This window comes from Chryseobacterium sp. MP_3.2, from assembly GCF_035984805.1.
Classification (GTDB): Bacteria; Bacteroidota; Bacteroidia; order Flavobacteriales; family Weeksellaceae; genus Kaistella.
This window is the reverse complement of the sequence record NZ_JAXCHW010000010.1, coordinates 65,387-88,644: the sequence shown is the minus strand read 5'-3', so window position 1 is coordinate 88,644 and position 23,258 is coordinate 65,387. Positions and strand designations below refer to the sequence as shown.

General features: G+C 36.4%; 21 protein-coding genes. 9 read left to right on the top strand and 12 right to left on the bottom strand.

Annotation, left to right across the window (positions count from 1 at the left end; all coding sequences use genetic code 11):
* Positions 1-39 precede the first annotated feature (39 nt).
* Positions 40-405, bottom strand: coding sequence for an META domain-containing protein (locus tag RCH13_RS11780; protein ID WP_326987446.1), 366 nt, complete (start codon positions 403-405; stop codon positions 40-42).
* Between the two features lie 204 nt (positions 406-609).
* Here RCH13_RS11780 and RCH13_RS11775 point away from each other — a divergent pair, with 204 nt between their 5' ends.
* Complete coding sequence (locus tag RCH13_RS11775; protein ID WP_326987445.1) at positions 610-1,161, top strand: GNAT family N-acetyltransferase; 552 nt, start codon at positions 610-612, stop codon at positions 1,159-1,161.
* Between the two features lie 112 nt (positions 1,162-1,273).
* Here RCH13_RS11775 and hemE read toward each other — a convergent pair whose 3' ends face one another.
* Genes hemE through hemA form a run of 4 tightly spaced genes read right to left on the bottom strand, consistent with a single transcriptional unit; the run spans position 1,274 to position 5,205 of the window.
* A complete protein-coding gene (hemE, locus tag RCH13_RS11770; protein WP_326987444.1) occupies positions 1,274-2,302 on the bottom strand; it encodes a uroporphyrinogen decarboxylase in 1,029 nt (342 codons plus the stop codon).
* Between the two features lie 4 nt (positions 2,303-2,306).
* The gene (locus RCH13_RS11765; RefSeq protein ID WP_326987443.1) at positions 2,307-3,002 is read right to left on the bottom strand and encodes a uroporphyrinogen-III synthase; all 696 of its coding nucleotides are present in this window, start codon (positions 3,000-3,002) and stop codon (positions 2,307-2,309) included.
* Between the two features lie 30 nt (positions 3,003-3,032).
* Positions 3,033-3,944, bottom strand: a complete 912-nt coding sequence (gene hemC, locus RCH13_RS11760; RefSeq protein WP_326987442.1) for a hydroxymethylbilane synthase — start codon at positions 3,942-3,944, stop codon at positions 3,033-3,035.
* Complete coding sequence (gene hemA / locus RCH13_RS11755) at positions 3,931-5,205, bottom strand: glutamyl-tRNA reductase (RefSeq protein WP_326987441.1); 1,275 nt, start codon at positions 5,203-5,205, stop codon at positions 3,931-3,933. The genes hemC and hemA overlap by 14 nt, the downstream gene beginning before the upstream one ends.
* 264 nt (positions 5,206-5,469) lie before the next feature.
* Between hemA and RCH13_RS11750 the strand changes: the two genes are divergently transcribed.
* From RCH13_RS11750 to rodA, 5 genes are all read left to right on the top strand, one after another.
* Positions 5,470-6,495 (top strand): rod shape-determining protein, encoded by a 1,026-nt coding sequence (locus RCH13_RS11750; RefSeq protein WP_326987440.1) that lies wholly within the window; start codon positions 5,470-5,472, stop codon positions 6,493-6,495.
* 31 nt (positions 6,496-6,526) lie between these two features.
* Positions 6,527-7,378: a rod shape-determining protein MreC gene (gene mreC, locus RCH13_RS11745; protein WP_326987439.1), complete on the top strand. Its 852-nt coding sequence runs from the start codon at positions 6,527-6,529 to the stop codon at positions 7,376-7,378.
* Entirely contained in the window at positions 7,375-7,881 is a 507-nt protein-coding gene (locus RCH13_RS11740) for a rod shape-determining protein MreD (protein WP_326987438.1), read from the top strand. The genes mreC and RCH13_RS11740 overlap by 4 nt, the downstream gene beginning before the upstream one ends.
* A gap of 78 nt (positions 7,882-7,959) precedes the next feature.
* Complete coding sequence (locus RCH13_RS11735) at positions 7,960-9,972, top strand: penicillin-binding transpeptidase domain-containing protein (protein WP_326987437.1); 2,013 nt, start codon at positions 7,960-7,962, stop codon at positions 9,970-9,972.
* A complete protein-coding gene (gene rodA, locus RCH13_RS11730) occupies positions 9,969-11,198 on the top strand; it encodes a rod shape-determining protein RodA (protein ID WP_326987436.1) in 1,230 nt (409 codons plus the stop codon). Before RCH13_RS11735 ends, rodA begins: the two co-directional genes overlap by 4 nt.
* Before the next feature lie 317 nt (positions 11,199-11,515).
* Here rodA and RCH13_RS11725 read toward each other — a convergent pair whose 3' ends face one another.
* Together RCH13_RS11725 and RCH13_RS11720 are read right to left on the bottom strand one after the other, a co-directional pair.
* The gene (locus RCH13_RS11725; protein WP_326987435.1) at positions 11,516-12,202 is read right to left on the bottom strand and encodes a C40 family peptidase; all 687 of its coding nucleotides are present in this window, start codon (positions 12,200-12,202) and stop codon (positions 11,516-11,518) included.
* Positions 12,203-12,511: 309 nt separating this feature from the next.
* Positions 12,512-14,710 (bottom strand): glutamine synthetase III family protein, encoded by a 2,199-nt coding sequence (locus tag RCH13_RS11720; RefSeq protein ID WP_326987434.1) that lies wholly within the window; start codon positions 14,708-14,710, stop codon positions 12,512-12,514.
* 239 nt (positions 14,711-14,949) lie between these two features.
* On the opposite strand from RCH13_RS11720, the gene RCH13_RS11715 reads away from it, so the two are divergent.
* From RCH13_RS11715 to RCH13_RS11705, 3 genes are all read left to right on the top strand, one after another.
* Positions 14,950-16,635, top strand: coding sequence for a DUF6909 family protein (locus RCH13_RS11715; protein ID WP_326987433.1), 1,686 nt, complete (start codon positions 14,950-14,952; stop codon positions 16,633-16,635).
* A 125-nt stretch (positions 16,636-16,760) separates the two neighbouring features.
* A complete protein-coding gene (locus RCH13_RS11710) occupies positions 16,761-18,605 on the top strand; it encodes a M1 family metallopeptidase (protein WP_326987432.1) in 1,845 nt (614 codons plus the stop codon).
* 51 nt (positions 18,606-18,656) lie between these two features.
* A complete protein-coding gene (locus RCH13_RS11705) occupies positions 18,657-19,418 on the top strand; it encodes a type III pantothenate kinase (protein ID WP_326987431.1) in 762 nt (253 codons plus the stop codon).
* Positions 19,419-19,530: 112 nt separating this feature from the next.
* On the opposite strand, the gene RCH13_RS11700 is transcribed toward RCH13_RS11705, so the two are convergent.
* From RCH13_RS11700 to RCH13_RS11680, 5 genes are all read right to left on the bottom strand, one after another.
* The gene (locus tag RCH13_RS11700; protein WP_326987430.1) at positions 19,531-19,962 is read right to left on the bottom strand and encodes a nucleoside deaminase; all 432 of its coding nucleotides are present in this window, start codon (positions 19,960-19,962) and stop codon (positions 19,531-19,533) included.
* A 98-nt stretch (positions 19,963-20,060) separates the two neighbouring features.
* The gene (locus tag RCH13_RS11695) at positions 20,061-20,615 is read right to left on the bottom strand and encodes a DUF3575 domain-containing protein (protein ID WP_326987429.1); all 555 of its coding nucleotides are present in this window, start codon (positions 20,613-20,615) and stop codon (positions 20,061-20,063) included.
* Between the two features lie 57 nt (positions 20,616-20,672).
* The gene (locus RCH13_RS11690) at positions 20,673-21,236 is read right to left on the bottom strand and encodes a hypothetical protein (protein WP_326987428.1); all 564 of its coding nucleotides are present in this window, start codon (positions 21,234-21,236) and stop codon (positions 20,673-20,675) included.
* Positions 21,237-21,570: 334 nt separating this feature from the next.
* Positions 21,571-22,206 (bottom strand): 50S ribosomal protein L25/general stress protein Ctc, encoded by a 636-nt coding sequence (locus tag RCH13_RS11685; RefSeq protein ID WP_326987427.1) that lies wholly within the window; start codon positions 22,204-22,206, stop codon positions 21,571-21,573.
* Between the two features lie 48 nt (positions 22,207-22,254).
* Positions 22,255-23,193 carry a ribose-phosphate pyrophosphokinase gene (locus RCH13_RS11680; RefSeq protein ID WP_326987426.1) on the bottom strand — a complete coding sequence of 313 codons (939 nt, stop codon included), beginning with the start codon at positions 23,191-23,193 and terminating at the stop codon, positions 22,255-22,257.
* Between the last annotated feature and the right edge of the window lie 65 nt (positions 23,194-23,258).

The window sequence follows — 23,258 nt, the reverse complement described above, 5'->3', positions numbered from 1 at the left end:
TTCAGGTAATTACAAAATTAAGTTTTTTCTCCGGTATATTTAATTTTTAAAATAAGCAGGGCAATTATAGCAAGCGGGGGCAATACTATTGGTGATGATCATAGAAATGTGATCCTGTACAATGCTGAACCACAACGAAAGACCAGTACTTTTATAATTCGTCATCATCGGAAGTGCCTTTTGAAAAGCAGATTCAAGATTCATGGCTTTATCGCAATACATCATGGTCGAACCTAGAGCAGAAAATTTTACAGTTCTATCTGAGTTAAATTTTGCTTCACCAAACACATTATTACATCCCATATTGGCCGAGAATTTTCCAGGATTTTCTGAGTCGGATAAGTTCAAGTTTGCTCTATTTTGGGATAATGTTTCTTTACTAAAATTTTGAAATTCTACTAACATCCATTCCCGCTAATAAGAATCAGCTCCCGCAACTTTCGGCGCACAATTCACAAGGGAAAGAAGTACAAATGAAGCTAAAATACTCCAAAGTATATTTTTCATAATTGTAATTTTCGCTTAACATTCCATTACTATGCCACTATTTTTCTATTTTTGAAGGCGAAAACATACACAATCTAACCTCGTATTTCCAATATTATAAAAATGAAAAAATTTGAAACGGAGCGATTGTTTTTAGAGGAAATCTCTTTGAATGACGCCGAATTTATTTTAAGATTATACAACACTCCAAAATTCATTGAACATATCGGCGATAAAAATCTTCGCACGGTGGCAGATGCGGAAAAATACATCAATGAAAAGTTTTTACCACAGCTTGAAAATTTAGGGTACGGAAATTACTTGATCCGCAGAAAATTAGACGGTCAAAAAATTGGTGCCGTAGGAATTTTCACTCGGGAAGGTTTGGAAGTTTCCGATATCGGATTTTCCTTTCTGGAAGAATTTGAAGGCAATGGTTATGGTCAAGAATCAGCATCAAAGTTATTGGAAAAAGCATTTTTGGATTTTGGATTGAAGACGATATCGGCGATTACAACGAAGGAAAATCACGCTTCCCAAAACCTCATCAAAAAATTGGGCTTAACCTATTTAAAAATAATACAACTTCCCGACGATCCGGTAGAACTGCTCTATTTTGAGATTACGAAGGAAAGCTGGTTAAATCACCGTAAAATTCAGAATGACCTTAATTAATTAATATAACCTTCTCAATATCAATCATAAAAAGAAACGCACCTTGAAGATGCGTTTCTCTTATTTGTATCATGAATAACGCTCGCTTCGCTCGCGCCAAATTTTTCATTGACTAACTCGGTTTCCAATCCACGACCGCTCTAATAAAGGCTTCTGCATTTTCCAAAGGAATATTGGGTAAAATTCCGTGTCCTAAATTGGCGATGTATCGGTCTTTCCCGAATCGATTAATCATTTCTGTTACCATTTTTTTAATGGTTTCTGGGGAAGAATTTAATCTGTTCGGATCAAAATTCCCTTGTAAGGTCATGGTATGATCGGTTAGTGTTCTCGCTAGTTCTGGCTTAATGGTCCAATCCACACCCAAAGCAGAGACTTTGGACATGGTCATATCTTCCAAGGCAAACCAACATCCTTTTCCGAAAACTACCACGTGCGTTAAAGGACTTAATGCTTCCACGATTTGGTTGATATAAGGCCAAGAAAATAATTGGTAATCTTCTGGAGACAAAGATCCGCCCCAAGAATCAAATACTTGAACAGCCGAAACGCCTTTTTCAACTTTTCTTTTCAGATAAGCGATGGTTGTATCTGTAATTTTTTGCAATAATAAATGCGCTGCTTCTGGATTTTTAAAACAGAAACTTTTTGCTACATCCCAGGCTTTTGAACCTTTTCCTTCTACGCAATAACATAAAATTGTCCATGGCGAACCGGCAAAACCGATCAAAGGAATATCGTTATCTAATTTGATCAACGTCAATTCAATAGCGTCAAAAACATATCTTAAAGTTTCATTAACATCCGGAACTTCAATGTTTTGAACATCTTCTAAAGTACGAATGGGTTTTTCTAACCAGGGCCCAATTCCCTCTCTCATTTCAAAATCAATTCCCATTGCTTGGGGCACCACTAAAATATCTGAGAAGAGAATCGCTGCGTCCAAAGGATATCTGCGAATAGGCATTATGGTAATATCCGACGCCAATTCTGGGGTACGACATCTGGTAAAGAAATCATACTCCTCACGAAGCGCGCGAAATTCTGGTAAAAATCTTCCAGCTTGTCTCATCATCCAAACTGGTGGTCTTTCCACAGTTTCTCCTCTTAAAGCTTTTAGATAAAGGTCGTTTTTAATCATATTCTTAAGTTTTTGCACTTCCTCCTTTGGGAGATTGTGCAGAAATTAATTTTAACAAATCATCAAGATTGCTCTCTTTGCTTGTCATTATAGGGTTGTTGGTAAAATTTCTAACTTCGTTTGAAGTGGTTTCACCGATGGAAAAAATCATTAAATTTTCCAGGGAATTTTGTTTTGCAAAACTACGAACTCCGCTTGGACTAAAAAAACACACCGCATCATAAGTGGTTGATAATTCGGGATAGAGCAGCTCCGTTTCATACACGATTACTTTTCGGTAAGATACATTTTGAAGCGGCAAGGTTTTATCCAAAACATCCAAAGCTAAGTTGCCACAGAATTGGACAAATTTTTCCTTCTGGCTGTTATCAATAATAAATTCCGAGAGGTCTTTTGCGTGCTTTGCCACTTTGAAAGTTCCAAATCCATGTTTCCGGAGCGCTGCCTTGGTGCGTAGTCCTACTGCATATATTTTATTGTAATTCCAAGCAGCAAAATTCTCATTTGGTTTAAAATTATTGCTGAAAAAAGCATCTACCGCATTAACACTTGTAAATATGAGTGATAAAGCTTTCAGTTCGAAAGATTTTACGGGCAGAGGATTAATTTTGATTACTTCTACAAAATCAACGGTAAATTCTGCTCCTAATTTCTTGGATAGAGATTGTTTGGTAAACTTTTTTGTAAAAAGAATTTTCATGTAGGCCAGTTTCAAGAATTGAACTCCTAATTAATGGGAGTTTTTAATTTCAGACATAATTTCTCGCCCACCGTTTTCGAGGATTTTTTGCGCTAATTTTTGTCCAAAGTTTTCGGCTGGATTCCAATCAAAAATCTCGTCCGTTTCTATGCAATTTTCGCCATCCAAAGAACACAATCTTCCGATAAAACGAACTTCATTTTCAGCATTTATTTCCGCAAAAGCACCAATTGGAGCCGTACAGCCACCTTCCAATGCATTTAAAAAGCTTCTTTCAATTTCAATGCAAATCTGAGTTTGCGCATGGTTAATATCGGTGAAAATTTCTTTTAATTCTGGATCGTTTTTTCTGGCACAAATGGCAACAACACCTTGAGCAGGTGCGGATATCATCATCGGAAGTTGTTCATAAGGAACATCTAAGTTCATTCTTTTAATGGCGGCCAAGGAAAAAAGCGTACCGTCAAAATCCTGTTCTTCCAGCTTATTTAAACGCGTCTGAACGTTACCGCGGATATCACAGAATTCTGTCCCAGGGTAATTTTGGAGCCAAAAAGCACGACGTCTTAAACTGCTCGTCGCAATTTTAAGATCCTTTATTTCTAACGTTTGGGAACTCAATTTGCGTACAAGAACATCTTCTGGATAATCCCGTTCTAAAACGGCGATAATCTCTATATTTTCTGGAAGTTCAGTGGGTATATCTTTTAAAGAATGTACCGCAATATCTATTTCATTATTAAGTAAAGCAATGTCTAAATCCTTAGTGAAAATCCCTGTAATTCCAAGCGTATAAAGCGGTTGGGTTAGATTTTTATCTCCTGTAGAAAGGATAGGAGTTATATCTGTTTTATAATTTTTATTCTGTAAATTTCTGGCCACTTCCCGCGCTTGCCAAAGTGCAAGTGGAGAGTTTCTGGTTCCTATTTTAATGCTTCTCATTGAATTCATTGTGAGGTTGTTCTACTAAAATCTCATGCATCAATTTGCTTATTTCTTCAGCTTTCCAAGGATTATCGATGATGTATTTTGCGAAACGGTTGGTTAGTTTTTGAATCATTTTTTCAGAAAGAGTCATATCATCTACTCCAATATATTTATGTTTTCTATAAATATTATGCATCTCATTACGCTCCATATTTTTCAACACCGCTTTGAAATGATGAATATTAGGGGCTAATTTTCTTTTCTTTTCCCACTCTAGAAAATCTTTGGTCATCTCTTTAATAATCAATTCTGCTTTAGGGATTTCTTTTTGCCGCTGCACCATGGTTTCACTAATGTGAGTAGAAAGCTTGTCTACATCTACCAAACTTACATTTTTATTATCCGTAATATCCTTGTCAACATTATTTGGAATGGATAAATCAATGACCAAAGTTTCCTTTCCGTTCGGGAAATGAGATTTATTGATGATGGGGTGTTGTGCTCCGGTGGCGACGATTAAAATATCTGTTCTGGAAAGTTCGTCTTGAAATTCTGAAAAATCAATATGCGGAATTTTATATTTAACTGCAATTTTCTCTGCTTTGTCTAAACTACGATTCGTAATTTTAACTCGAGGTTGATAAACATGCTTCACCAAATTTTCTACGGTGTTCTGCCCAATTTCTCCTACTCCGAGAAGCAAAATGTTTTTATCTGAAATCTGAGTTTGATTTTTTAAGATATAGTGAACGGCAGCGTAAGAAACAGATGCTGCTCCATTAGAAATGCCAGTTTCATTCTTAATTCTTTTAGAAATTTGAATGGCAGAATTGATGGCTCTTTCTAAATAAGGATTGGAGTTTTGCTTTTCTTTCTTAAATCGGTAATAGGCTTTCTTAATTTGCCCAATAATTTCAAAATCACCAATAATCTGACTTTCTAAACCTGCAGCAACTCGAAATAAATGATTAAGAGCTTCCTCATGTTTCAGAATGTTCACGTACTTCATGAATTCTGTAAGACTAACTCCAATTATTTTGCAGTATAATTCTGCAACCAGAAGATAGTTGGGTGTGGTGGTGTAAATTTCCGTCCTGTTACAGGTAGAAACTACAAATGCATCCCCCAAATCTTCCTCATGAATTTCTTTTACGAAGTTTTTAATATTGTCATCAAAAAAAGCAAATTTTCCCCGAGTTTCAGCATCAGCTTTTTCGAAACTGACACTGAGAACGGCGAAATTAGCGGTTTTGTGAATGTTTTGATCCTGGTTCATAAGACAGCAACAAATTTAGGGTTTTTAAATCAATTGAGGAAAGAGTTCTAATATGAAGATTATCAGCAAAATCTATGATAAAAGCTTTATTTCTTGTTTTTTAGATCAAAAGATTATGTCTTAGAAATGAAATAATTAGCCCAGAAAAAAGTTATAGTAAAAGGCACTTAACTTTAATAAAACTTTAACCAAAAATTAGTGGAATGTAATTTTTAGAACGGTTCTAAATTTATATCTTTGTATACTTAAAAAAATCAGGAAATAATGGGGATATTCGATATGTTTACGCAAGATATTGCGATAGATTTAGGAACGGCAAATACGTTAATTATACACAACAATAAAATTGTAATAGATCAACCTTCAATTGTTGCAATAGAAAGATCGACGGGAAAGCCAATTGCTGTAGGAGAAAAGGCTAAACATATGCAGGGTAAAACCCATGAAGATATTAAAACTATTCGTCCCTTAAAAGATGGCGTTATTGCAGATTTTCATGCATCAGAGCATATGATTAAGGAATTTATTAAACAAATTCCCGGCATCAAAGGCAAACTTTTTCAACCAACTTTAAAAATAGTAATCTGTATTCCCTCTGGAATTACAGAAGTAGAAAAAAGAGCGGTAAGAGATTCTGCTCAGAAAGTGAACGCGAAAGAAGTTCGTTTGATTTATGAACCAATGGCTGCTGCGATAGGAGTTGGGATTGATGTTCAAAAACCAGAAGGAAACATGATCATCGACATAGGTGGAGGAACTACGGAAATTGCAGTTGTCGCTCTGGGCGGTATTGTCTGTGATAAATCTGTAAAAATTGCAGGTGATGTTTTCACCAATGATATTGCTTATTACTTAAGAACGCATCATAATTTATATATCGGAGAAAGAACTGCGGAAAGAATTAAAATTGAAGTTGGTTCGGCTGTTGAAGAATTAGATGTAGATATAGAAGATATTCCAGTTCAAGGACGTGATTTAATTACGGGTAAGCCAAAAGAAATTATGGTGAACTACAAAGAAATTGCACGTGCTCTGGACAAATCTATCATCAGAATTGAAGATGCGGTAATGGAAACACTTTCTCTTACTCCACCAGAATTGGCGGCTGATATCTATAAAACAGGAATTTATCTTGCAGGAGGTGGCGCATTATTGCGTGGTCTTGCAGACAGACTTCACAAGAAAACTGGTTTACCGGTTTTCGTAGCTGAAGATCCATTAAGAGCGGTTGTTCGTGGAACAGGTATCGCTTTGAAGAATATGGATAAATTCAACTTCCTGATTAAGTAATTTTTTTTAATTTTTTTAGTCCAATTATAGGATGGGATCATTGCTGAGATTAATTTCGAGGAACAGCTTGTTCGTCTTTTTTATGTTTCTGCAACTCATAGCTTTGGTATTGATTTTCAGCCGAAATTCAATGCAACAGTCATGGATTGCGGGTCAAACGGCAGCATTTAACTCTTTCGTTTCTGGATATATCGATCAGGGAACTTCATACCTTAAGCTTAAGCAAATAAATGAACAGCTTGTTTCTCAAAACAAAATGCTCATGGAAGAGGTGTACGGAAAAAACACGTCCGAAATTCCGCAGTTCAGAAAAGTTCATGACACACTTGGTGGTGGTCAAATCTACACCTTCGTAGATGGTGAAATAGTTTTCAACAGCATCAATAGAAAAGATAATTACTTCACCATTAACCGCGGGAGAAGAGATGGCGTTTCTCCAAAAATGGGTGTAATTGCTCCCAATGGAATTGCAGGAATTGTTATTAATACGACAGAATCTTACGCTTTAGTTCAGTCGGTTTTAAGTGTAAATAAAATTAAGATTAATGCTTCCTTAAAAAAGTCGGGATATTTTGGAACTTTAACATGGCGTGGAAATGATTCCCGAACAATGCATTTGGCAGATGTTCCGAAATATGTTCCGCTGAAAGTGGGAGATACCGTTTTAACAGATGGTAAATCGGCTATTTTTCCGCAAGGCATCATCATCGGAAAGGTTTCTGGATATGAAGTAGACAGCAAAACAGGTTTTTGGGACATTTCTGTAGAAATGAACGAGAAATTAGGAAATCTGAGCAAAATTTTCGTGGTAAAAAACCTGAAAAAAGCTGAAGTTGATAGAATTCAAGACACCTTGCAAGCCACTATAAATAAAGAGAAATGATAAGCAGAACATTTTTTACAGATGTATTGATGATTGTTTTGCTCATTGCATTGCAAATTTTCGTATTAAATAGAATTACTCTGTTCGGGAAGTACACACCGGTTTTGTATCCCGTGTTTATCATGTTTTATCCTTTCTTTCGGAATAAATATCAATTTCTCGCTTTAAGTTTTTTACTAGGATTAGGGATTGATGCCTTTCTCTACACTTGGGGAATCAATGCTTTTGCAACCACGCTCATCGCGTATTTTAGAACTTTGATTTTCCGTACTTCTACTGATACTTCTACTGATTTCTTTTCTTTCCAATCTTTACAATGGACTCAGTATCTATTCTTTATTTTTTCCAGCATATTTCTGCATCAATTTTTAGTGCAATATTTGGAATTCTTTAAATTTAGCCGTATTCTAGAGATATTCGTGAATGTTTTGGCATCAAGTGCCATTTCATTTGTATTCATCATGCTATACGCTATAGCATTTAAAATCAAGCAAAAAGTTTGAAACCGAATGAATGTCTATAAAAATGCTCTCTTTGAAAATGAATTTTCGTATGCCCTCTAATAAAATCATTGGAAACATATGAAATCGCAATACCTAAAAATCACCGCTATTCTTTCCCTCATCGCGATTATATTTATCGCGAGGCTTGCCTATTTACAATTATTCACGGATCGGTATGCATTAAATGCAGCCAATACTTCCATCAAAACTGAATACATAATCCCACAACGTGGAGTTATCTTTGACAGGAACGGAAAAATAATGGTGGGTAATCAACCTTCTTATGAGATTTCTTTCACACAAGCTTTGATGAAACCAGATTTTGATACGCTTGATTTCTGTAATTTGGTGCGAATGAATCCGAGAGATTTCACCGCTAGAATTGAAGCCATCAAAAAGGAAAAATACTATTCTAAGTTAACACCGATGACTTTCTTGAAAAATTTAAGTCGCGAAGAAATCGCAAGAATCCAAGAAATTATCTTTAAATATCCGGCGTTTAGCATTGTTTCCAGACCTCAACGTCAATATGAAGTTTCTACTTCTGGTAATCTTTTAGGCTACACCAACGAAGTGAATGAAAGAGAAATCAAAAAAGATTCTCTCTACTATCTTCCAGGAGATTTTATTGGAAAAACCGGCGTAGAAAAATCTTATGAAAATGTTTTACGTGGCACCAAAGGAATTCAATATATTCAAAAAGACATTCGCCTTAGAAGCATCGGTTCTTATAAAAACGGAGCATTGGATAAAGATGTGGTTACGGGGAAAGATGTAACCTTAACCATTGATTATGATTTACAGCGGTTGGCAGAGGAAATGCTCGTGAATAAGCATGGTGCAATAGTTGCGATTGATCCTGCTACCGGCGAAATTTTAGCTCTGGCGACTGGACCAGACATTGACCCCAACCTTTTTGTAGGTGCAGAAAAAACTAAAAATCTTTACCGTTTACAGATGGACACGGTTTACAATAACCGACCAACTTTTGACAGATCGCTGCAGGCAGCCTATCCACCGGGATCTACATTTAAATTGTTAACCGCAGCTGCCGGGATGCAAATGGGAGTGATGGATGAAAACACTATTTTCCCGTGTGGTGGAGGATTTAATTATCGAGGTCTTAGAGTAAAAGGACATGGTGGCGCAGATCCTTTAATTCCCGCAATACAAGTTTCAAGCAACTGTTATTTTTCTTACGCATTTATTGCGATCATGAATAAATATCCTGGTAATCCCTCAAAAGGAGTGGACGAATGGAAAAAAATCATGAGCAGTTTTGGTGTCGGCGAATTTTTAAATAATGATTTAGCGGTTGGATCGAAAGGCAGAATTCCGAGTGGAGCCTTTTATGAAAAACGCAGCGGTGGAAAAAAAGATTGGACGAATGCTTATACCATGAATGGCTCAATCTTCAATGGAATGGGACAAGGTGATGTGCTTTTAACCCCTTTACAAATGGCAAATGCCACTGCAGCAATTGTAAACAAAGGTTGGTATTACACGCCTCACATTGTAAAGTTAATAGACGGAAAACCAAATCCTGACCCACGTTTTAAGATTAAACATAAGACTTTGGTAGACCCCAAGCATTTTGGACCAATTATTAAAGGGATGGAAGCGGTGGTTTTAAATGGAACAGCAAGAAGTTTAAAATCCCCAGATTTTACGATGCTTGCTAAAACGGGTACGGCGCAAGTTCCGCAAGGAAAAGATAATTCAATTTTTGTTTTAGCAGCACCAGCAGAAAATCCTAAAATTGTAATTGCGGCCGTGATGGAACATGCGGGATTTGGAGCGACCTGGGCAGGACCTGCCGCCGCCGTGATTGCTGAAAAATATTTGACCGGAAGTTTAAAGAGAGAAAATCTGTATAAAAAATTGACTAGCGCCAGTTTTATGCAAGAATATAAAAGACAATGGACCGTAGAATTGAAACGAAAAGGATTATACAAGGAGCCAAACAAAGATTCTTTGAAAATCGAAAATATAGAAGATAGCCTAAAGATTATTAAGAATGAAGCATTGCGCGCAAAACTAATTCTTCGAAGAGATTCCCTGAAACAAAAACTAAATTCACAGAAGAAATGAAGTGGACAGAAGGAATTGATAAATTAGGGATTTTTATATATCTCGCTATTTCACTCTTTGCAATTGCGAATATTTACAGTGTGGATGAGGGATTAGGAAAAAAACAGTTAATGTTTTTTTGTATTTCTCTGGTGGTGGGGATTCTCATCTTTTTTATGCGTACTAAATTTTTTGAGAATTTTGCAAGCATCATGTATGTTGCAGGTGTTCTCCTGTTGGTGGGCCTCTTTCCTTTTGGGACAGAAATTTTAGGTCAAAAAAACTGGTATCGCTTCGGTGGATTTACCATGCAGCCGGTAGAGTTTGCAAAAATCGGAACCGCCTTAATGCTGGCTAATTATGTTTCTGGACCCAATTTTAATTTGCAGATTCGCAAATCATTGTGGACATCTTTCGCAATTATTGGTGTCCCCGCAATTGCAGTTTTAGCAATACCTGATGTTGGGTCACTTTTGGTATTTACAGCATTTTTTATCGCGCTTTTCCGTGAGGGGTTAAGTGGATGGTATTTTGGAATTGCCGGAATTTTTGCACTGGTTTTTTTAGTCGCACTGGCAATTGATCCTACTTACGTTATCATTGGACTCGCCGCAATTTACGGCTTATTCATCCTTTTCAACTTTTTCAAAATTCATTGGCATATCATGAAAGTGATTACCATATTTGGATCATTTTTACTCTTATGTGGATTGGCTTTCAGTGCTCCAAAGATTTTGGAAAAATTGCCAAAACACCAGCGGGAACGGATTGAAGTGTTATATAAAGGAGAAAAAGCTTTTCGGGATACTTCGGGGTATAACTTATTATATTCCAAAACCGCCATTGGTTCAGGTGGATTTTTTGGAAAAGGTTACAAAGAAGGCTCGGTTACGCAGGGGAAATTTGTTCCTGAACAAGAAACGGATTATATTTTCTGTACGGTAGGTGAAGAATGGGGATTTTTTGGAGCTTCAATGCTCGTTATCTTCTATGCGGTTTTTATCGGGCGAATTTATTATCTCTCAGAACGCCAGAAATCTGCCTTTAATAGGGTATTTGGTTATTGCTTTGCGTCCATTTTATTCATGCACTTTATCATTAATTTGGGAATGGTGATGGGACTTTTCCCCACCGTAGGAATTCCACTGCCATTTTTCAGTTATGGTGGAAGTTCATTTTTGGCTTTTTCCCTCATGACGTTCATCTTCTTTAAGCTGAATTACGCAGACCGAAATAGTTTGGTTTAAATTTTCATAAGATTCAACACACCTCAACCACTTCCTAGCCATTAGTTTTAATTAAACATTGATTCACTTTGGTTCAAAGTTGGCGATCCTTCATTTTACCTCAGTTCATTCCCAGTTAACAGGCGGGAAAATAAATCAATTTTAAGGGTAAGTTTAAATTTCGATTAGATAAAGGAAATTAACTCTGCAAGATTTTGATGGAAGATAATGATGGAAGGATAAGACTAATCTTACCACTAAATATTTAAAGATTACGAGACTGTTAAAAACAACAAAACCACCCAATGCAGGTGGTTTTGTCAGCTCAATTATCTATTTTAATTATTTGCGAAGTTGCTATTAAAAACTTGCTGAGAAATAATTCTTTTAGCAAATCTAAATTTCGGCCCCCAATATCTGTCTGTCAATGAAGAGATCATCACTCCTCTTGAGGTTGCTGCATGAATGAACTTTACAGCTCCTTCTTCATCTACACTTTCTACTATTCCCACGTGGGAAATTCTTCCTCTACCCTGAGAAAAGAAGACTAAATCTCCTTTCTGTAAATTTTCTTTTTCAATTTTTTCTCCTTCCTGTGCTTGTGAAGCGGCTACTCTTGGTAAACTTACACCAGCAACTGATCCGAAAACAGATAGTACAAAAGCTGAACAGTCTATTCCACTTCTGGTCATTCCACCATATCTATAAGGAGTTCCTAAATAAGATTCTGCTTCAGTCAGCAAATCGTCGATTTTCTTAGTAAATTTGATCGTTTTAGCAATTTCTTCATTTTTCAGTGAATTTTCTAAACTTTTAGTTGCAGCAATTTTTTCTTCTTTGAAACTATTGAGCAGTTGTGTTTTTGCTAATTCTAATTTTTTATTATCAATTGATGCAAGTTTGGCATCTGCTTTGTATTCATTGAGGTAGCTTGTTGGAGTTGAGACTACATAATTGGAAACACAAGATTGTAGTGAGAAAACAGCAAGAGTCGCAACGACATAAGACAGAACACTTTTCTTCATATATATTTGATTTCTGTGTTAAAAAAGTAATATTTGTTTTTATTTGCAAGGCAAAAGTAAGTATTAGAGTTTTACATCGGGTGATAACACCCTTTCACCAAACACATTTTAACACATTTTAACGTTTTATCTTATAATGTTAAAAGAAATATTATAGCAATCCCTTTATTTAAAGGGGTTGCTATTTTTTTAATATTAAGAAATATTAACATATTTCGATGAAAAATTTCTATTATTTCTCATCGAAAAAATCAATATCAAAAAAAAATCCAGATTTCTCTGGATTTCGTACTTGATTTTCAAGTATAATTATCTGGTAAACAGCAATTCTCTATATTTGGTAAGTGGCCATAATTCATCATCTACTAACATTTCTAAGGCATCAGAGGCATTACGAATAACATCAAAATATGGTTTTACCTCATTACAGAATATTTCTGCCATCTCTTGGGAATCAGCCGTGCTTTTTGCTCTCGCAATCGTTTCTAATATTTGATCGACTCCAATTTTCATTACAGATACATGTTCAGAGATTTCCGTAATCATATTCATCTGGTCTTTCGCCAAATTTTTAAATTCTTTGTCGCCAAAAATTTCTTTCAGTCCTTTTACATTCTCTATTAATCTTGTTTGATAATTTAAAGCACATGGAATAATGTGATTGCGTGCAATATCTGCCAAAACTGTAGCTTCAATAGATACCACTGTAGAATATTTTTCCAGCTTAATCTCTGTTCTCGCTTCAATCTCACGGTGGGTATAGATTCCCAGGTCTTCGTAAAGGGCAATAAATTTTGGATCCTTCTCTCTTTTCAACGCTTCTGGAGTCGTTTTCAAATTATTTAAACCTCGTCTTGCAGCTTCTTCTGCCCATTCATCGGAATAACCATCTCCTTCAAACATAATGTTTTTGCAGTCCTTTATATACTCCCGTAAAACATTAAAGATTGCTTCATCTTTCTTTAATCCTTTTTCTATTAAAGCATCAACCTCAACTTTAAAGTTTTGAAGCTGTTTTGCCATGATGGAGTTCATCACCGTCATTACCTCAGCACAGTTTGCAGAAGATCCTACTGCTCTAATTTCAAATTTATTTCCGGTGAAGGCAAATGGTGAAGTTCTATTTCTATCTGTATTATCCAATAAAATCATTGGAATTTTGCCTACAACATTTAATTTCAATTCCGTTTTCTCTTCCGGCGAAAGTTTACCATCGGTTACTTTTTCCAATTCTTCCAATACGCCGAATAACTGACTTCCAATGAAAGCAGAAATAATTGCAGGTGGCGCTTCATTTGCTCCTAATCGATGGTCATTGCTTGCGGAGGCTATGCTTGCTCTTAATAAATCAGCATAATCGTGCACCGCTTTCAAGGTATTCACGAAGAACGTTAAAAATTGAAGATTCTTTTTCGGATTTTTTCCTGGACTCAAAAGGTTTTCCCCAGTATCCGTTGCCATACTCCAGTTGTTGTGCTTTCCACTACCGTTTACCCCCGCGAAAGGTTTCTCATGGAACAAAATATGGAAGTGATGCTTGTGCGCAACTCTCGCCATAATATCCATTAATAAGGAATTATGATCAACCGCTACATTTACTTCTTCAAACATTGGAGCCAATTCGAATTGGTTAGGTGCTACTTCGTTGTGGCGGGTTGTAACTGGGATTCCCAATTTCATACACTCAATTTCCAACTCTTTCATAAAGTTCATGACCCGTGTTGGAATCGATCCAAAGTAATGATCATCAAGTTGCTGACCTTTGGCTGGTGAATGTCCCAACAAAGTTTTTCCCGTGATTACTAAATCCGGTCGAGACTGATACAAAGCAGAATCTACCAAGAAATATTCTTGTTCCCATCCTAAAGTTGGACTCACTTTCGTTACGTTTTTATCAAAATAGGCTTTACAAATGTCAGTTGCAGCCGTATCCAAGGCATGAAGTGCTCTTAAAAGTGGTGCTTTGTAATCTAAAGTTTCACCCGTGTAAGAAATAAAAATGGAAGGAATACAAAGTGTAGTTCCCATAATAAATGCAGGTGAAGTTGGATCCCATGCAGTGTACCCTCTTGCTTCAAAAGTATTTCTAATCCCACCATTCGGGAAAGAAGAAGCATCTGGCTCCTGCTGAATCAGCATTCCTCCAGAAAATCTTTCAATAGCTCTATCCGTTTCGAACGGCGTGAAGAATGAATCATGCTTTTCTGCAGTTGATCCAGTTAAAGGTTGAAACCAATGCGTATAATGCGTTGCACCTTTGCTTAATGACCAATCTTTCATGGCAACTGCAATTTGATCTGCAACATCGCGCTGTATTTTGGTGCCTCTTTTTATGGCGTCCTGTATAGACTTAAAAGCTTCTTGAGTTAAGTAAGATCTCATGGTTTCTTCAGAAAATACATTCTGACAGAAAAGTTCTGATAATTTAGCGGGAACTACTACCGCATTATCTTTTCTATAATCTTTAAAAGAGAGCATTTCTAATGCTTTAAATCTTAAGTATGCCATTTAATTGTGTATTTGTAGGGGCAAAAATACAAATTAATTGCATAAAAAAATATTTTACCCTATTATTTTTAGGGGTGTCTATGAAATTTATACAAAATTATAATTTTTAGGATAATTTATGAGGGGTGTATTTTATTTTTGTTATCATCTATATTTTGGAATCTATTAAGGAATTATTAAATAACAAGGCAGAATGGGGGATTTCAGAGATATGTATTATCTTTGCCAAAAGATAAACTATGGTAAATTCACGTGCAAGAGAAACGACTGAAGCAATTGAGCGACTTTATGTTTCTATGCGACATTTATTCTATCGAGGTTTTTTTAAACCTTCCGGAATCTCTGGCGAAAGTCTTCGCTCCCTTCTCACCATCATCAACCCAGAAATTTATGGAACCATGGGCGTTCCAAATAAAATAGAATTAGACGGTTTGCTCTATGTTTTAGATCGTCTTCCAGAAGGAATTGAAGAATGTTCTTTCATTCACCTTACGTCTGATGAAGGTTTTGAAAAAGGAAGTTTTGAGGTAATAGTTCCGAAAAAAAGAAGGAGAAATTGCTACCGTATTGATGAGCATCAAATGAATATTGAGGTTTTATTAGGTCGCTCAGAAATCTATGATATCTTAACTCACCTTACTTTCCTATATATAGAAGCAGACAAAATCCGAGAAATTGCATTTATTTCCGATGAAAATGATAAACCAACACGAGCTTGGAAAATCATTGAAGAAGTTGCTTTGGGGGAGAAAAAATTCAGCCGAAAAGAAAAAGAAGTTGCCTTAATCCACTTGTCTTCCGTTCTAGGAAGAACCTTTGATGAAACTTTAAACGCTTACAATAATTTTGGAGATGATGCCAATCCAGATCGACTTTTTAAAATTATCTATCACTTAGGAGACGAAAGTTTCAACGATTACAAAAAAATCAGAGAGCGAGAAATTCATTTTTCCTCCATACTTCGGGAGCGCGTTGGTCACCATTTATTTGGCGAAAAATGGGCGAATAATGTGAAAAAAGTTTTAGCAGAAAACAATCTGCAAATGCGTCCCCTTCATATTATTTCTGCAAACATGCACTCTGTAAAAAATATGCTTTATGCGAATGATGCAGTAGGTAAAAAGCCAACGAAGACCGTAGATTACAAATTATATGAAGAGATTTCTAATAAAAAATCTTTACAGGAGAAAGTTTTGACGCACTCCCAAGATGCAGGATTAATCTACATTGATGACCAAAGTGGAAGTAATATTGACGTGCAAATCATCGATTTAGCCAAAACCGATTTAAAAAATACACCATTTTCTCACCTTAAATTTAAAGGTCAAGATGTAGTGATGGTCTTTGATTATGCTTTCGGTGAGCAAGCGTATGAAGTGATGGATGAATTGCTTCGTCCCTATGAATACAACCAGGAAGTATATACGATGAAGGTAAAATCCATATCTATTATGGGTAAAGCCGGAATTTTAATGGGTGGCAAAGGTGATATTATGATCCCAACCTCTCACGTTTTTGAAGGAACCGCAGATAATTATCCATTTGAAAATGCTTTGAAATTAGCAGATTTTGAAGATGATGAATTGCAGGCTTTTGAAGGTGGAATGGTCACTGTTTTAGGAACATCACTTCAAAATAAAGATATTCTGAGATATTTCATGGATACATCTTGGAAGGCGATTGGATTAGAAATGGAAGGTGCGCATTACCAGAAAGCCATTCAGGTAGCATCCAAAATTCGCCATCACATTTCCGAAGATTTGTTTGTGATGTATGCGTATTACGCCTCAGATAATCCGCTGGAAACTGGCTCAACTTTATCTTCTGGTGGTTTAGGTTTAACCGGAGTGAAACCAACTTACCTCATTACCTACAAAATCTTAGAAAAAATCTTAGAAAGCTCTAAACCGGTGCTTGATAAATAAAGATTTATTCTTATAATATTGAACCCTTTCTTTCCTGAAAGGGTTTTTTTATTTAAAATAGGAGGACGAAATTTTTCTTTCATTTTTAAAAATTCCTATCTTTCCATTTCTAAAAAAAATTTACAATGAAAAAAGGATTTCTGATTGTACTTACGCTTGTCTTTGGATGCATTACCGCACAGCAAAACGCATATTATCAGCAATATGCCAAATACCAAATGGACATAGATGTAGATGCCGCCAATTATACGTATGAGGGTAAACAAACATTAACCTATAAAAATAATTCTCCAGATGAATTGAAAGTGGTCTACTTTCATTTGTATTGGAATGCCTTTAAACCCGGATCTATGATGGATCAAAGAGTTGCGGGGCAAGCGAAAAATGGTGATTCCCGGTTGCAAAAAGACGGAATTTCTCGTTTAGCTTCGATCCCAAAAAATGAAGAAGGCGTCCAAAATATTCATTGGATCAAACAAAATGGAAAAGATTTAAAATTCGAAATACAGGAAACGATTATGAAAGTAGAATTGGCAACTCCTCTAAAAGCTAATTCAACGACCACTTTTACAATGGAATGGGACGCTGTAATTCCTATGCAAATCCGTAGATCCGGCCGTAATAACCGCGAAGGAATCGACATGACCATAACGCAGTGGTATCCAAAAATTGCAGAATACGATTATGAAGGTTGGGCGACTTTTGATTATGTAGGAAGAGAATTTCATGCGCCTTTTTCAGATTTCGATATCAAGATTAAAATCGATAAAAATTACGTGATTGGTGCGGGTGGAACTTTAGAAAACCCTTTGGAAGTAAAAGGATATGATGCTAAAGCTAACATTAAAGCCGATGCAAACAATAAAGCAACCTGGAAATGGTCCGCGAAAAATATGCTGGATTTCGCCTGGGCTGCAGACCGCGATTACACGGTAGAAAATTTCACCATTTTAGACGGTCCGAAAATTTATTATGTTTATCACAAATCGGAAAAAACAAAACTTTGGGAAGAAACCAAACCTTATGTTACTAAGTTTTTTCAAATGATGAATGCAAAGTTAGGACGCTATATTTATCCAAGTTATTCTTACATTCAAGGTGGTGATGGCGGAATGGAATATGGAATGGCAACCATGATGCTCGGCGAAGGCAGAAGTTTGGAAGGGATTGTAGGATTAATGGTGCACGAAGGTGGACATTCCTGGAACCAACAGATTTTGGCTTACAATGAAAGTATGCGACCTTGGATGGATGAAGGTTTTACAAGTTATTATGACAGTATGATCATGCATCAACTTTTTCCGCCGAAAGAATCTGTAGCTAACCCATTTGTAGGAAGTATTAACAGCTATAGAAATTTTACAAAGAGAGGAATTGAAGAACCTGCGGGTTGGTTAGGCGATCACCACGATAATGGAAGCGCTTATTCCGTGGCTTCTTACACCAAGGGAGAACTTTTTCTTGTTCAGCTCAATTATATTATGGGCGAGCAAAATTTATCCCTTACCATGAAAGAATTTTACAGACAGTGGAATTTAAAACATCCGACCGATAAAGATTTCATGCATATTGCCCAAAAAATCTCCGGAATGGATTTAAAGTGGTTTCATCATTACTGGATTAACACCGTGAAAACAATTGATTACGCTGTAAAAGAGGTGGAATATGAGGCAAATTCTACTACCATCACTCTGGAAAATAAAGGATCTATTCCGATGCCTATTGATTTTTCCATCCTCACGAAAGATAAAAAAGTGGTGAATTACCAAATTCCCTTGAATATGACCCACGTTTGGAAATCCAAAGACATTTATGGCGATTTCAAAACTCTAAATTACTGGCCTTGGATGCAGAAAGAATATACGTTCACAATTCCTTACGACAAATCGCAGATTTCTGCCTTGGGAATTGATTTTTCTCAAAGATTGGCAGATGTGAATATGGCGGATAATATGGTGGAGGTGAAGTAAACTTTTAGCCATAAAATCACAAACAATTTTTGAAATTAAAGGTCAAACCCAATGAACTCAATAGTAATCAACATCGGAAATACAAACATCAGATTCGGACTTTTTGATGAGGATAACTGCGATATTTCCTGGATTATCAATACGAAACCTTATCGAACAAGTGATGAAATGCAGGCTCAGTTTATGATGATGTATCAAAATCACAAAATTGAAGCGATGAACATTGATAAAGTAATTGTGGGTTCCGTAGTTCCTCAATTAACTTACGATATTACAAGAGCTTTGAAAAAAATTCACGGTAAAAATCCCATTATTGTCAATCGCGAAACTCTTTCTGAAGTTCAGCCAAAATCCAAACAAATGGGAACGGACATTTATGCGAATTTAGTAGCGGCTCATCACCTTTATCCCGCCGATAAAAAGAAAATTATTTTCGATTTCGGAACAGCATTGACCGCAAGTTGCATCGATGAAAAAGGCGAAACTTTAGGCGTCATTATCGCGCCTGGAATTATTACCGCGTTGAACTCTTTAATTCATGACACAGCACAATTACCGGAAATTGAATTGATAAAACCAAAATCAGTTTTAGGTTTAGACACCGTTTCCTGTATGCAGAGCGGAATGGTTTACGGTTATTTAGGAATGGTTGAAGGTTTTGTAGACCGGATCAACAATGAAGTTGAAGCAGATTGTTTCGTGATCGCAACAGGTGGAGTTTCTCATGTTTATAAACCCTTAACGGAGAAAATACACATCGCGGACCGATTGCATACACTGAAAGGTCTTTATTATTTAGGACAAGATCTTTAGATAGTTGATGATTGATAGTTGATGATTTTTACAACAAATTTAAAATTAACGCTCACTAATATTAAAACCGCTCAAAAAAAATTATTCAAAAAACTTTTCAGAAGGAAATTTATTATCTTTTGCTTTTGAAAAATTCTTTCACCAAAACGGAACATTCATGCTCCATCACGCCTAAAACGATTTCTGTTTTGGGATGCAGTTTTAAATGTTTGTTGATAAAACCCCGGTTTTCATCTCTTGCACCAATCACGACCTTAGAAATCTGCGACCAGTTCAAAGCACCACAACACATCACGCAAGGTTCCAAAGTAACATACATCGTACAATTTTGAAGATATTTACCGCCAAGATAATCTGCTGCGGAAGTAATTGCCTGCATTTCTGCGTGGGCAGTTACATCATTTAAAGCTTCGGTCAGATTATGAGCTTTTGCTACAATTCGATTGTTAGAAACAATGATACACCCAATCGGAACCTCCTCTTTCTCAAAAGCGATCTGCGCTTCTTGCAGCGCCATTTTCATGTAGTATTCATCGGTAAACATATTGGAAGGTATTAGATTTTAGGTTTGTGAAATTATATACTTTAAATAAAAAAAGGTTCAGTGCAAAACTAAACCTTTTTATAAAATGTTATTAGATACTAGAAACGATAACCGATCCCTAGCATTCCTTTTCCTGTAATTGGAGTATCATTGTATTCATCACTCATACCGAATCGTCTTGCGACACCGCCACTGACTTCGAAAACAATGTTTTTTCTAGCAACCCATTTTCCACCAAAACCAATTCCTGCACCAATAGTTGTATTTTTTTCATATCTGTATGAAGACTCGTAATAACCAGAACTTGACCCATTATAAGGCATGTAAACCGAATCATTAGACATTGTGATTGGTACAAAAGCTTCTACAAAAAACCCAGCCGCATATTTTTTACCGAAATACATACGATAATAAGGTGAAATCTGTGATTGTAAGCCACCGCCGCTATCTCCATTATCTAACAAAAGAATCGCGTTAATACCGATCCCAGAATCTTTGTTGAGTAATCTTTCGTAAGACACATTTAAAGTTGAACCAGCGATTAATTCAATTGGGCTGATCATGATATCATTTTGTCTTTGAGCAGAAGTTTCTTCTTGTGCTTGAACAGTAACTGCAAAAACAAGAGATGCAATAAGTAATAGTTTTTTCATTTATATTTTATTCAAATATAAAATTAAATTCAATACATATTAACGATGTGATTAAATTTATTTTCCGAACTCGAAATTCATTGCTAAAGGCAGTCTGAATCGGTAACGAATCGCAGTTCCGTTAATGGCAGCCGGCGAAAATTTTTGAGGGAGAAGATAGACCGCAATTTCCGCCTGCCTATTAAAACTAAAATTATCACCTTCGGCCTTTACAAAACTAATGCTCCCATCCTTTTCTACCACGAAAACAACATTGGCTTTCAACAATTTTTGATCAACCAAAACTGCATCAGAGTAAAATAAATCTGCTACTTCTTTCCGCAATGTTTCAAAACCGCCGGGATATTGTGCGTCTTCGGTGATCTCAGACTTTTTTACAGCGTCTAACTGCAGTTTGGGTAGATTCTTGGTGAAAATTTTGGACAAGTCCTCCCGGTTTTTAACTTTAATTAAAGTCCCGATAAAAGCCGTATTCTGAATACTATCCAGTTTTACCATGAATTCTGCGAAATCTTGCTTAATGGCAATTTTTACGGGCAGTTCTTTCTCCTTATCGAACTTATTTTTAAATTCTTTATTGAGCATAAAACGCTGATAATCGAAATATTTTTTTGCACTCATAAACTCCTCATTTTGCTGCGCCCCTAGGAAAGAGATGCACAAAAAGAAAGTGAGTAAGAGTAATTTATTTACCATAGCAATTGTTCAAGAAGAGTAAAAATAAGTAAAAATTATGACTTGCATTCAGGCGAAGGTCTGTTTATCTAGGGACACTCAACTTTTTATTTCTAGCCCCGATTGAACGGCATGTTTGAGCTCTCCCGCTCCCGAAATCGGGAGCGGGAAGCGAGTAGTGAAAGCGGGACTATCTGTGAAAAAAATCCTGAACGATATGCTCCAAAAAAAATCCTGTCCACTAATTTGGACAGGATTGTAAAATATAAGTGCGAATAAATTACTCTGCGCTTGCTTCTTCTGTAGCTGGAGCTTCTCCTTCTGCAGGTGTAGTTTCTTCATCATCATCTGCACCAGCGCCACCTTTAGCAGCAGTTCTAGACATTTTCACAGCTACTACTACCGCGTTATCTGGATGCATAAAAGTAAATCCTTCTACTTTAATATCGCCAACATAAAGTTTGCTACCGATTTTTAAAGGGGTAACATCTACCACGATTTCATCTGGTAAATTACCTGGAATTGCTTTTACTTTTAGTTTTCTGAAAGATTGTCTCATTGCTCCACCGGCAACAACACCTTTTGAACGACCTGTTAAACGTACAGGAACTTCCATTACTACCGGTTTATCATCTGATAGTTGGTAGAAATCTGCGTGTAAGATTTTGTCTGTTAAAGGGTGAAATTGGATGTCCTGAAGGACGGCAGGAATAGTGTTTCCGTCTAGCTCAATTGATACCGTGTGTGCTTCAGGAGTATAAACCAAACCTTTGAATGCTCTTTCCTCTGCAGAAAAGTTCAAAGTTTCTGATCCTCCGTAAACAACACAAGGGACTAATTCAGCATCACGTAAGGCTTTAGTAGACTTTTTGCCCACGCTTTCTCTTTTTGTACCTTGAATTGTAATTGATTTCATTATAATATATTAAAAAATTTTAAGGGTGCAAAGATAAAGATTATTTATTTAAATAATGAATTTATCACTGATTGATTTGTGTTCATGTACCATCTTCATCACATCTGCAAATAGTTCTGCACAAGAAAGGACTTTGATTTTAGTAGTAAAAGTGTCTTTTAAAGGAATGGTATCCGTAACAATTACTTCCGAGAGCTTACTATTTTCAATGTTTTCATACGCTTTGCCAGAAAGTACACCGTGGGTAGCCATGGCTCTAACGCTGGTTGCACCATTTGCCATTAAGATATCTGCAGCTTTACAAAGCGTTCCCGCCGTATCAATCATATCATCGATCAGAATAACATTTCTACCAACTACATCTCCGATAAGGAACATTTCATCTACTACATTGGCTTTTTTTCTTTCCTTATAGGCAATTACTACATCTGCACCTAAATGACTTGCGTAATTTTTTGCTCTTTTCGCACCACCCATATCTGGAGAAGCGATGGTTAAGTTTTCTAGATTTAATTTCAGTATGTAATCAATGAATAAAGTAGAGGCATACAAGTGATCCACTGGAATTTCAAAGAATCCTTGAATTTGATCCGCATGTAAATCCATGGTCATGATTCGGGTTGCTCCCGCAGCGGTAAGGAGATTTGCTACTAATTTTGCCCCGATTGGTGCTCTCGGTTGGTCTTTTCGGTCTTGTCTTGCCAATCCATAATACGGTAGAACTACAGTGATGCTTTTTGCAGAAGCCCTTTTGGCGGCATCGATCATCAATAATAATTCTAGCAAATTATCTGCTGGTGGAAAAGTTGACCCGATGAGAAATACCCGACCTCCTCTTACGGATTGATCCAGAACGGGCTCAAATTCTCCATCACTAAATTCTTGGAAATTTATTTTTCCAATTTCCTGCCCATAAAATTGAGCGATTTTTTCTGCCAAAACTTTACTGGTTCGGGTAGAAAATAAATAACTTGGTTGATCAGACATTTCACTTTTTTTAGATGCACAAATTTAAAAAAAATAAAACCACTCGACGGATCAAGTGGTTTTAT